Consider the following 11,064-nt stretch of genomic DNA (forward strand, 5'->3'; position numbering starts at 1 on the left):
TGCCGCCAGCGTTCAATCTGAGCCATGATCAAACTCTTCAATTAAAGTTTTTTTGTTCTCATCCTATTAGGGATGAAGAACGGCTCAATGAATTATACTGTTTTTCATCAATCACTCTCTATAAAGAGAATGTTAATGAAGCTACATATTGCTATGTGTCACTCAGTACCTCTTTTAAAAGAGATAATCATTGAGAAAATTTGTTGCTACCAAAGGTAGCTTCGAATAACTCAACACCTGTGAGTGTCCACACAGATTACTTGATAAATTGTTAAAGAGCGTAGCACCAATTTTTCAGATGCCGCCGTTAGACGCTAGGTCGTTGGCTTAGGGATGCGTATTCTACACTTCCCGTTGTTGGCGTCAAGCCCTAATTTTAAGAAGTTTTTCAAGTGTCTTTTTCTTATACAAGAGACTTATATAAGAGAACAACAAATGAAACTCTTAAAGGCTTTTCTGCCTGAGTTATCTTTCGTTAAAAAGTTAACTCAACTTCAACTGCACTCTCTTACGAGATGTAGGCTGCATGCCTGCTGTGCCGTGTCAGTGGTTGCGCATTATAGGGATCTCAGAGCGGAGCACAAGGCCTTTTTATCGAAAAAACGATATTTTTTCGATCTTTTAAGATAGCCACACAATACTCACCATTTACCCCCAAACTTATCCACAAATCGCTATAGACTAGCCGAAATAAACTACAGTCGAGATCCATTTATGATATTGACGAGGCATGTTAACGCCTGAGGACAAGGCAGAGTTAACTATTCAGTTCACCAATAACTACTTTGTATAAAAAATAAAGGCCACTCAATGAGTGGCCTTTATAGTTATTCCAGTGATTAGCTACTTAACGGGGCCAATAGCCCAGCAATGATAATAGCCAGGTACTTATGTCAGCTTACCGTGGCATTGCTTATACTTACGACCAGAACCACAAGGACAAGGATCATTACGACCAACCTTTTCACCTTCACGTACAACCGGAGTATGCGCAGATAGAGCTTCCGCTTCCTCTGCTCCGACTATAGCTTCGGCAGAAGCATGTTGGTAATCGCGTTGGATCTTGGCATCTTCCTGACGGCGACGCTCTTCCATCTCTTCAACATCTGACTGAGCTTGTACCTGAACTTTAGATAGTACACTGATGACATCATGTTTCAGCGTTTCCAACATCTGCTGGAACAGCTCAAAAGATTCACGCTTATATTCCTGCTTAGGGTTCTTCTGTGCATAGCCACGAAGATGAATACCTTGACGCAGGTGATCCATGGCAGCCAAATGTTCTTTCCACAAACCATCGAGTGTTTGCAGCATGACAGCTTTTTCAAATTGACGAAGAACTTGCTCGCCAACCATCTCTTCTTTAGCCTGATATGATTTAACCCAGGTATCGACGATACGCTCACGAAGTGTTTCTTCATGAAGGTCATCTTCTTTATCCAGCCACTCCTGTACAGGCATTTTCAACCCATACTCTTGCTCCAGACGTGTTTGTAAGCCAGGTACATCCCAAAGCTCTTCGACAGATTGCGGCGGAATGTATTGGTCGACCAGACCGTTTACCACATCGGCCTGAATATTAACGATTGTGTCCTGGATACTCTCAGCATCCATCAATTCATTTCGCTGTGCATAGACAACTTGACGCTGATCGTTGGCGACATCATCAAACTCAAGTAACTGCTTACGAATATCGAAGTTACGTGCTTCAACTTTACGTTGTGCATTTTCAATAGCTCGAGAAACCCAAGGGTGCTCTATCGCCTCACCTTTCTCCATACCCAGTTTCTTCATCATTGAAGAAACACGGTCCGAAGCAAAGATACGCATTAGGCTGTCTTCCATTGAAAGGTAGAAGCGTGAAGAACCAGCATCACCTTGACGACCAGAACGACCACGTAGCTGGTTATCGATACGGCGAGACTCATGACGCTCGGTACCTAAAATATGTAAACCACCAGAAGCAACGACTTCATCATGTCGAACCTGCCAGTCTGTTTTAATCTTGGCTTTCTGCTCATCAGTAGGGTTAGTAAGGGCTTCGATTTCCATCGCCCAGTTACCACCGAGCACGATATCGGTACCACGACCCGCCATGTTAGTTGCAATAGTTACCGCACCGGTTCGACCCGCTTGAGCAACAATATCGGCTTCACGTTCATGGAATTTTGCATTCAATACTTCGTGAGGGATCTTCTCTTGCTTCATTAGTCGTGCAAGTAGTTCCGATTGTTCAATTGAAACAGTACCCACAAGAACTGGTTGACCACGTTCACGACAACCTTGGATATCCTCGATGATAGCCGCATACTTTTCATCAGGAGTTAAATACACAAGATCGGCATGGTCCTTACGAACCATAGGTCTATTGGTTGGGATAACGACCGTATCTAATCCATAGATGTGTTGAAATTCGAATGCTTCAGTATCGGCAGTACCTGTCATACCCGCTAATTTTTCATATTGGCGGAAGAAGTTCTGGAAAGTAATAGATGCAAGGGTTTGGTTTTCATTTTGAATATGAACACCTTCTTTCGCTTCTACCGCTTGATGAAGACCTTCAGACCAACGACGACCGGGCATTGTACGGCCGGTATGCTCATCGACAATAATAACTTCATTATCCTGGACGATATAATCAACATCTTTTTCGAACAGTGTGTGGGCACGTAGCGCGGCATTTACATGATGCAGCAGAGAGATATTTGTTGCTGAATAGAGAGAGTCGCCTTCGGCCAGCATTCCGCGTTCGGTAAGCAGAACTTCAACTTTCTCTTGTCCACGTTCTGTCATGTGAACTTGTTTAGCTTTCTCGTCGATAGAGTAATCACCATCGCCGATCTCCTCTTCCGTGTCTTCTTTGTCTTGACGAACAAGATGCGGAATAAGGGTATTAATTTTGGTATAGAGCTCAGAGCTATCTTCAGCAGCACCAGAGATGATCAATGGCGTTCTGGCTTCATCGATAAGAATCGAATCGACTTCATCGATTAGCGCATAGTGAAGCGGACGTTGAACACGCTCTTGAGGCGAAAATGCCATATTGTCACGAAGATAATCGAAACCGAACTCATTGTTGGTACCATAGGTAATATCGGCATCATAGGCAGCTTTCTTCTCTTGCTGCCCAAGTCCCGCAACGTTAATACCAACAGAGAGACCAAGAAACTCGAAAAGTGGACGGTTATTTTCGGCATCACGACGTGCCAAATAATCATTGACCGTAATGACGTGAACACCTTTACCGGTTAGACCATTCAGATAAGCAGGTAATGTTGCGGTAAGTGTTTTACCTTCACCCGTTCTCATCTCAGCAATACGGTTACTATCCAGAACCATACCACCCAGCATCTGCACATCGAAATGGCGCATTTCAAAAACACGCTTAGACGCTTCGCGTACAACGGCAAAGGCTTCAGACATCACATCATCTAAAGTCTCACCAGACTCTAAACGACCTCGAAAGTCAGTAGTCTTAGCCTTTAACTCTTCGTCAGTCAGCTTTTCATATTCATCTTCAAGTGCATTAATCTTTGTGACAGTTTTGCCAAGAGATTTAAGTGTGCGATCGTTACGACTACCAAATAATTTTGTCAGTATTTTACCAAACATCTGAACCACTTTTTATGTTGTTGGCCAAGTCCCGATTGAGTCAAAAGCCTAATTTTATATTAACCTGCTTTGCGGTAGACAAATTTCTGCGGATCTATCTGCTGTCCACCCCGCAACACTTCATAATGCACATGGGGTCCGGTCGAGCGACCAGTACTTCCCATTTTGGCGATACTCTCGCCTTTGGCGATGACATCACCTACGGTTACTAACAAAGACTTATTGTGTCCATAGCGAGTTCGTAAACCATTTCCATGATCTATCTCTACAAGCTCACCATAGCCAAACATTTTGCCTGCCCATGTGATCACACCGCCAGCAGTAGCGACCACATTGGTTCCCTCTTTGCCGGCGAAGTCGATGCCTTTATGCATAGTTCTTCGCCCATTAAAAGGATCATTTCGTAAACCGTAGGGCGATGATAACCATCCTTTTTGGATGGGCCGCCCAGATATATAACGTTCTTCATCTATATGGAGATTAGATGATACTGTTTCAAGTATTGAAAGCTGAACATTATTGTTATCTATTCGTGACACTAGCTTATCCATATCTGCGATAAGCTGATCGAGCTCGATATTAGCGCCTAATTCACTCAGGCCACCTACACCGACTTCGGAAGAGAAATCAAATTGATCTTCTAATTGATTATTTTTCGCAACTTGCTGACCGAGAGCCTCGAGACGAGTCACCTTCGCTTGCATGCGAGCGACATGAGTGACGAGCATAGCCAGTTGGGCTTCTGTCGCACCTTTAAGCTCTATGAGCTCATCTTTTTGCGCTTCACGCGCAACTCGCTCATTATCGACATTGGTCTGCTGTTGCAGAATTTGTTTGGCGTTGTGCTGATATAAACCAGAACCTGCAGCAATTAATAGCACAGGTAACAACAGCCAGCGTTTACCGGGCTGCCATCGAGAGGCGCCATTTCGACCTTGAATAAAAACTGTTACACTCATAGCCTAATTAAGCCATTTTGTTATCATATGAAAAAGCCCCCGCAGGACCTAAGCCAATTACTGCATCAGCAAGGGCAAATGCCTAATCTTGCTGAAAAAGCAGAACTTCTATTACACTTGAATCATTACGTGAAACAGGTGTTAGCTGGTCCAGTGTCGCAGCAACTAAAAGTTGCCAATCTTCGACAGGGTGTTCTTGTTATTGAAACGACTACAGCTGCATGGGCCGCAAGAATAAACTTCCAAAAAGCCAAAATATTACAGCAGCTACAAGCCGAAACGCTACCCATGCTCTCCGCTATCGAAGTTAAAGTCAACCCGAGTCTGGTTTTGTATGAAACAAAGCCCAAAATCCCTCAACATCACATCAGTGAAACAGCAGCGACCCATATTGAAGCATTGGCCGAACATACGGAGGGTTCTTTAGCAGAGAAACTAAAACGGCTGGCTGCATTAGCCAGCCGTTCAAGGCAATCTTAGCGTTAGCAATTAAGTAACTCTGAGTTCTTTCATCTATCGATTAAGCGAACACTGCACCTGCTGGTACAGAGAAGCTCACAGGAGCTTCATCTTTCTCGAAGCTGACAAGCTCCCAAGCATCTTGCTGAGCTAACAAAGCACGCACTAATTGGTTATTTAACGCATGTCCGGTTTTGAATGCACAGAATTCACCAACAATGGCATGACCAGCAACATAGAGATCACCGAAAGCATCTAAAATCTTATGTTTAACGAATTCATCCTCATAACGCAGACCATCGGGGTTGAGGACACGATATTCGTCAAGCACAACTGCATTTTCCATACTTCCACCTAAGGCTAAGTTGTTAGCTCTCAAGTATTCAATATCACGCATAAAGCCGAAAGTTCTCGCTCGACTGATATCGCGCACAAATGCTGAAGTAGAAAAATCCATTACCATGTGTTGTTGACTACGGGCAATTTCAGGGTGTTCAAAGTCGATTGCAAAATCCACTCTAAAACCTTTAAAAGGTTTTAGTTCCGCCCATTTATCACCATCTTCAACACGCACAGTATTTTTGATTCTTAGGTATTTCTTAGCCGACGCTTGCTCTTGAATCCCTACTGATTGAAGCAGGAAAACCCATGGACTGGCACTGCCATCCATGATTGGGATCTCAGGGGCATCGACTTCAATAACAGCGTTATCGATACCTAAGCCCGCAAGTGCTGCGAACAGATGCTCAATTGTTGAGATGCGTACACCTTCATCATTAACAAGTGCCGTACACATCGTCGTTTCACGAACTAAATCTGCTTTGGCTGGAATTGCCACAGCAGGTTCAAGATCGGTGCGCACGAGTACGATCCCTGTATTAACGGGTGCGGGCTTGATGCTCAAAGTCACCTTATTGCCGGAGTGTAATCCGACTCCAGTGGTTTTAACCATTTCTTTAACAGTTCTTTGAAAAATCATTCTATTACCCGTTCATCTCAACAAAAAAAGCTCAGAACCTGTACAGAAAATTATCTATATACAGGCGCGGCTGGTCGGATATGCTAACATATCTTTGCAAATTAGCCAAAATTCTACTAGTGATCGCCATGGTGAAACTTAGAATTCACCTTAGCGAAACCTAGGCAGCTCATTTAAAAGCTGTACTCCAAAACTGTATTAGTCAGCCTGCTTACGCAAGAATGCAGGGATATCTAGATAATCTGCTTCATTTTTTGGTGCCGGTGCTGGTGCAGTTTGTGCAACTGGCACAACATTTCCGGTCGCCATTGGCTGAGCTACAAGTTCTTCAGATACCGTCTCTGGACGAACTTCCGGTGCCACTATAGGCTCTGGACGCGGAGCAGGTTTAGTCACCAACTGAATGTCAGGTTTCTTTTCTGCGCCAATTCCGGTAGCCACTACAGTTACACGCAATTCGTCGCTCATTTCAGGATCGATTACCGCTCCAACAACGACAGTAGCATTATCAGATGCATATGCTTTAACGTGGTTACCCACTGTCTCAAACTCTTCGATACTCATGTCCATACCGGCCGTAATGTTAACAAGTACACCACGAGCACCGGCAAGATCGATATCTTCAAGCAGAGGACTGGCAACAGCCGCTTCAGCAGCTTCTTCCGCGCGGTCTTCACCACTGGCAACACCCGTGCCCATCATGGCATTACCCATCTCAGACATAACGGTTTTCACATCGGCGAAATCCACGTTGATCAGACCTGGTCGAGTGATCAATTCTGCGATCCCCTGAACAGCACCCAGCAATACGTTATTAGCCGCGGCAAAAGCGTCTAACAATGATGTACCACGACCTAATACTTTCAGTAGCTTCTCATTAGGAATGGTAATTAACGAATCCACATGCTTGGCAAGCTCTGTTATACCCTGGTCGGCATAAGACATGCGCTTCTTTCCCTCGAATGGGAAAGGCTTTGTCACTACAGCAACGGTTAAGATACCCTCTTCTTTGGCAACTTCAGCAACTACCGGCGCAGCCCCCGTTCCCGTACCGCCACCCATACCAGCAGCGATAAAGATCATGTCAGAACCCTTGATGGCATTTCTGATATTTTCTTTATCTTCTTCTGCTGCAAGGCGACCAATTTCTGGATTTGCCCCTGCTCCCAACCCTTTAGTGATATCACGTCCAAGTTGAATGGTTGATCCTGCAGAAGATTTTCTTAATGCTTGTGCATCTGTATTGGTTGCAACAAACTCAACACCTTCGATGTTGTGTTTAACCATATGTTCGATGGCATTGCCACCGCCGCCACCGACACCGATGACCTTAATCACCGCTTCATCAGTATGACTATCCATGATCTCAAACATGGTCTTCTCTCCGTTTTGCCTGCGTTATATGTAAAATAGTTAATCGACTAAGCCTTGAGGCCATCTTCTTAAACTATTAAAACTCACCTTTAAACCAGCTTTGAACCCGATTCCAAAGACTGGTAACCCCTTGACGCTCAGGACGCTCGAACTGACGTTCGACGACCCTTCTTGCTCCGTAGTGTAACAAGCCTACCCCTGTCGAGTAGATAGGTTCATCCACATATTCAAATAACCCTTTCACAGGTAGCGGCGATGCAACCCGCACAGGCATACCAAATGTAGCCTCTGCAATATCGACAGCGCCTTCGATGGATGATGTTCCACCGGTTAGCACGATACCCGCCGCAACCTGATCTTCTAAACCTGAATCTCTTAACTCTTTAAGTACCAACTCAAATAACTCTTGATACCTGGGCTCAACCACTTCCGCCAATGTATGCCTGGACATGGTTCTTGATGGTCGCCCACCGACAGAAGGAACCTCAATACTGTCTTCACGGCTTACCATGGCGCTTCGCGCACTGGCAAATTGAACCTTAATCTGTTCCGCATGAGAAAGTGGCGTTCTGAAAATCTTCGCGATATCGTTAGTCACCTGATTACCGGCTACAGGCACCACTGCACAATGGCGCAATGCACCGTTGGTATACACTGCGAGATCTGTAGTACCGCCGCCGATATCGACCAGACAGACGCCTAAGTCTTTCTCATCATTAGTCAATACTGAATCTGCAGAGGCGATGGCAGAAAAAACGAGGTCATCGACCTTCAATCCACATCGCTCGACACTCTTGGTAATATTTTTTGCCATATCGTTGGCACACGTCACGATATGCACCTTTGCCTCCATACGCATGCCTGACATACCGATCGGGCTCTTGATGCCGTCCTGTACATCGATGGCATACTCTTGTGGCAGCACGTGCAATATGCGGCGCTCAGTTGGTATTTTTACCGAACGAGCCGTGTGAATGACATTATCGACGTCATCCTGGGTGACCTCTTCATCATTGATGGAGACCATACCATTTTCATTCTGGCAATCGATATGCTTACCTGAAATGCCCAGATATACCGATGAAACTTGGCAATCGGCCATTAACTCGGCCTGATCTAACGCTCGCTGTACACTGCGTACAATAGAATCAAGATCGTTTACACCACCTTTGTCCATGCCTCTGGACTGATGATTACCCAAGCCGACAACACTGATCTCACCATCGGGTAGCACTTCACCTATGATCACAGCAACCTTTGAGGTTCCTATGTCTAATCCAACGATCAGATTTCTATCTTGATTCTTGGTCATTATTTATTGGCTCTCTTTCTGCGCATTTTCCCAACCTACGGCTAATCCGGTGTCGTAGCGTAAATCTACCTTGGCAACTGGTTTTGACTGCTTAACCAGTGTCGGATATACATTGATAAATCTTTGTATCCTTGCCATTTTATCTTCTCTGCCTAACTCGAGCATAATTCCGTTATTCAACGAACCATGCCACGCATGTCTCGGGCTCAAGCTTAAACTGTCCAACTTGAAACCATTTATCTTCAACAACTCACTCACTTGCCGATATGTGGTCAGTACCACTTTCGATTGTCCTTCCGGGCCGGCAAGCAGAGGAAGAGGTCCAATGTCAGTTCTTGTCGGTGCATCAAATACCTGCCCATGAATATTGAGCCAGGCGTCTCCATTCCAATGAGCGACAACTTGTTGTTCAACCAGATACACCTTCAACTTTGCAGGCCATTCACGTCGCACCGAGGCCTGATACACCCATGGTAACGCCTCTAATGCATCCTGAACTTGATTTACATCTGCCGAGAAAAAACTTCTCTGCATTAGATCCTGTAATGCGACCTGTATCTCTTCATCAGAGGTCCTGTCACGCTCTCCTCTGATTGCCACAGCCTCGATAGGCAATGCGTCCGCATCATTAACAACCAGATTCAGCTTCCATGCTCCCATCGATAAACCGAGTACCACCAAGAGCAGAAACAGGAGCCCAAAACACAGATACCAATCGACCTGCGCCAGCCTTACTTTCCACCTTTGACCAATCTCAGCCCAAGACACAGATATTCAACCCTAATCCAGATTTTAACGAAAACGTTAATATACTAATGAACCACAGAAAACCGGCCATTATATAGACCTTATTCGTGGGGTCAAAATCCGATACACGGGCAATGAGAGTTCTTTCAAATTTATTCCTTACCCGTTCCTGCAGGCACCGAATCAAACCCTAAGCTCGACAGAGATAACTGTTTGGCTATCGCCCCTATATTTCCGGCTCCCTGAGTCAATACAAGATCTCCCGCCTGGAGAACATCCGGTAGTAAGCTAAGCAGCTGTTCACTATCGGAGACAAAAATAGGGTCAAGTTGACCTCGTTGACGAATCGAGCGGCATAAAGCGCGACTATCGGCCCCAGGTACGGGAGTCTCTCCGGCTGCATATACATCGAGTAACAACAGACAATCAACTTGAGATAAGACCTCGACAAAATCATCATAAAGGTCGCGTGTACGGCTATATCTGTGAGGTTGATAGATCATGACCAGACGCTTATCCGGCCAACCTGATTTGGCCGCTTTGATCGTTGCGGCAACCTCGCTGGGGTGATGTCCATAATCATCAACCAACACCATCTCCCCTTTACAGGTATCGAAACAACCTAGCTGCTCGAACCTACGACCAATCCCCTGGAAATCCGCGAGAGCCTGAATAATTGCCGCATCATCAATTTCATCTTCAGTAGCAACGGCAATCGCGGCCAATGCGTTGAGCACGTTATGTTGGCCTGGAAGGTTCACCACGACCTCAACATCTTCAACCCCGGCCCTTCTCAGAGTAAAACGGCTTTGATAGGCTTCCTGCACGAAGTTGAGCGCTTGAACGTCTGCATCTTCACTGAAACCATAGGTCACGATTTTACGACCGACCCTAGGCAGTAATTCACGCACAACCGGATCATCGATACACATTACTGCTACGCCATAAAAAGGCAGGTTATGCAGAAAATCGATAAAGGTAGATTTCAATTTCTCAAAATCCCCTTCATAGGTGTCCATATGGTCCGCTTCAATGTTGGTCACAACGCTAACCATAGGCTGCAGATGCAGGAAGCTGGCATCACTCTCATCAGCTTCGGCAATCAGGTAACGACTGTGTCCCAGCCTGGCATTGGTACCGGCACTGTTTAACAGACCACCAATCACGAAGGTAGGATCGCGCTCAGCCTGGCCATAAACGCTTGCAATTAAACTGGTCGTAGTGGTTTTACCATGCGTTCCCGCAACCGCTACACCGTGACGGTAACGCATTAACTCGGCAAGCATCTCTGCCCGCTGGACAACCGGGATCCTCAACGCCTGAGCCTCTAACAGTTCAGGGTTATCGGCGCTGATTGCCGTAGACACAACGACAACGTCTGCACCATGCACCTGCTCTTCATGATGCCCTATATGGATCTTTGCCCCCAGAGAGGCAAGCCTTTGTGTCACGGCATTCTCAGCAATATCAGAGCCAGATAGCTTGTACCCCTCATTAACGAGTACCTCAGCAATTCCACCCATACCAGCACCGCCGATCCCGACGAAGTAGATGTGCTTAACTCGTCTCATCTCAGGGATGATGCTTCTTAACTGTGAATACTTCTCTTGATTCTTACTCAT

At 45.6% G+C, this 11,064-nt stretch carries 8 protein-coding genes; 1 reads left to right on the forward strand and 7 read right to left on the reverse strand.

Translation table 11 applies throughout. The features are described 5' to 3' along the window. Window positions 1–888: 888 nt before the first annotated feature. A complete protein-coding gene (secA, locus tag EKG39_RS17150) occupies window positions 889–3,612 on the reverse strand; it encodes a preprotein translocase subunit SecA (protein WP_126507212.1) in 2,724 nt (907 codons plus the stop codon). Window positions 3,613–3,671: 59 nt separating this feature from the next. Next, entirely contained in the window at window positions 3,672–4,571 is a 900-nt protein-coding gene (locus EKG39_RS17155; RefSeq protein ID WP_126507213.1) for a M23 family metallopeptidase, read from the reverse strand. A gap of 27 nt (window positions 4,572–4,598) precedes the next feature. Here EKG39_RS17155 and EKG39_RS17160 point away from each other — a divergent pair, with 27 nt between their 5' ends. Beyond that, entirely contained in the window at window positions 4,599–5,051 is a 453-nt protein-coding gene (locus EKG39_RS17160) for a DUF721 domain-containing protein (protein WP_126507214.1), read from the forward strand. A gap of 40 nt (window positions 5,052–5,091) precedes the next feature. Here the strand turns inward: EKG39_RS17160 and lpxC are convergent, their stop codons facing one another. The 5 genes from lpxC to murC form a co-directional block, all read right to left on the reverse strand. Then, entirely contained in the window at window positions 5,092–6,009 is a 918-nt protein-coding gene (lpxC, locus tag EKG39_RS17165; RefSeq protein ID WP_126507215.1) for a UDP-3-O-acyl-N-acetylglucosamine deacetylase, read from the reverse strand. Window positions 6,010–6,207: 198 nt separating this feature from the next. Then, window positions 6,208–7,383, reverse strand: a complete 1,176-nt coding sequence (gene ftsZ, locus EKG39_RS17170; RefSeq protein WP_126507216.1) for a cell division protein FtsZ — start codon at window positions 7,381–7,383, stop codon at window positions 6,208–6,210. A gap of 76 nt (window positions 7,384–7,459) precedes the next feature. After that, complete coding sequence (gene ftsA, locus EKG39_RS17175; RefSeq protein WP_126507217.1) at window positions 7,460–8,695, reverse strand: cell division protein FtsA; 1,236 nt, start codon at window positions 8,693–8,695, stop codon at window positions 7,460–7,462. A 3-nt stretch (window positions 8,696–8,698) separates the two neighbouring features. Beyond that, the gene (locus EKG39_RS17180) at window positions 8,699–9,463 is read right to left on the reverse strand and encodes a cell division protein FtsQ/DivIB (protein WP_126507218.1); all 765 of its coding nucleotides are present in this window, start codon (window positions 9,461–9,463) and stop codon (window positions 8,699–8,701) included. A 131-nt stretch (window positions 9,464–9,594) separates the two neighbouring features. Continuing rightward, window positions 9,595–11,064 carry a UDP-N-acetylmuramate--L-alanine ligase gene (gene murC / locus EKG39_RS17185; RefSeq protein ID WP_126507219.1) on the reverse strand — a complete coding sequence of 490 codons (1,470 nt, stop codon included), beginning with the start codon at window positions 11,062–11,064 and terminating at the stop codon, window positions 9,595–9,597.

The sequence above is a fragment of the Shewanella atlantica genome (assembly GCF_003966265.1).
GTDB classification, from domain to species: Bacteria; Pseudomonadota; Gammaproteobacteria; order Enterobacterales; family Shewanellaceae; genus Shewanella; species Shewanella atlantica.